The organism is Luteibacter sp. P4_D7_3 (assembly GCF_056401735.1).
This window is the reverse complement of the sequence record NZ_JBFUIT010000571.1, coordinates 1-1,291: the sequence shown is the minus strand read 5'-3', so window position 1 is coordinate 1,291 and position 1,291 is coordinate 1. Positions and strand designations below refer to the sequence as shown.

Sequence of the window (1,291 nt, the reverse complement as noted above, 5' to 3'; positions counted from 1 at the left end):
GGGTGATCCCGCCCGAATCCGAAGTCTCGCTGATCGTCTCGCTGGGCTTCCTCGTCATTTGCCTGGTCAATACCGTCGGCCTGCTGCTGGCGAAGTTCATGCGCCGTGCGCCGGAAATCGGAGTTCGTCGTGCACTGGGCGCTTCACGGCGGGATATTTACGCACAGTTCCTGATCGAGGCCGGCACGATAGGCGTCGCAGGTGGCGTGCTCGGCCTGCTGCTCACGGGCCTGGGCATTCTTGGGGTAGGGCTCGTGTTCCCGGAGCCGATTGCGCGCCTGGCCACCATCGACCCGGTACTCATCCTGCTCACCCTTGTGGTGTCCATCGTCGCCTCGTTGATCGCCGCCTTCTATCCCACGTGGCGCGCCGCGCAGGTCCAGCCGGCCTRGCAGCTGAAATCCAACTGAGTACATGATCATGCAGATCCAGCCCATTCTTTCCGCGTTGCGCCGGCACAAGGCAGGCACGATCCTCATCGCGCTGCAGATCGCGCTCACCCTGGCCATTGTCTGCAATGCGCTTTTTATCGTCCATGAGCGCATCGATCGCATCAACCGCACGACCGGCATGGACGAGACCAACGTGGTCGCCATCCAGAACCGTTACGTGGGGTCGCCCGAGAACTTCGTGCCCCTCATGAAATCCGATGTCCAGACGCTTCGGTCGCTACCCGGTGTCGAGGATGCCTACGTGACCAACGCGTTCCCCCTGCGCCAGGGTGGCTGGTCGACAGGTGCGCAGACGGATCCGGATTCGAAGAAGGAAGGTGTGCATACAGCGCTGTATTTCGGCGACGAGCACACGTTGAAGACACTGGGCGTGCGGCTGATCGCCGGCCGTAATTTCAGTCCGAGCGAAGTGGTGACGGTGCAGCCGCAGCAGTCGCCCGGTGCCCCCCAGGTCATCATTACCAAGGTGCTCGCGGACAAGATCTTTCCCGATGGCAACGCGCTCGGCAAGGTGATCTACCTTGCCAAGGGCAAGCCGTCGACGATCATCGGCATTGTGGAGAAGCTGACCGTCCCCTGGATCGAATGGGACACGATGGACAACGTCACCATCATGCCGGTTTTGTTCAACAGCGGTTACCAGCACTTCCTGATCCGTACGAAGCCGGGCCAGCAGGACGCCGTATTCAAGGACGCGCCCAAGGCCTTGTATGCGGCCAATCGCATGCGGGTGCTCCCTGAGAAGTACGGGGTGCGCACATTCGAGATGGTGCGTGCACGTGCCTATCAGGCCGATCGCGGCATGGCGATCCTGATGAGTGTCGTTTGCGGCGTACTCC

2 protein-coding genes are annotated in these 1,291 nt (G+C 61.6%); both read left to right on the top strand.

From position 1 onward, the window contains the following. A partial coding sequence (locus tag AC1DSN_RS22795) for an ABC transporter permease (RefSeq protein WP_477333133.1) occupies nt 1–410 on the top strand: 410 nt, incomplete at its 5' end. A 10-nt stretch (nt 411–420) separates the two neighbouring features. Beyond that, the coding region (locus tag AC1DSN_RS22790; RefSeq protein WP_477333131.1) for an ABC transporter permease at nt 421–1,291 on the top strand (871 nt) is incomplete at its 3' end.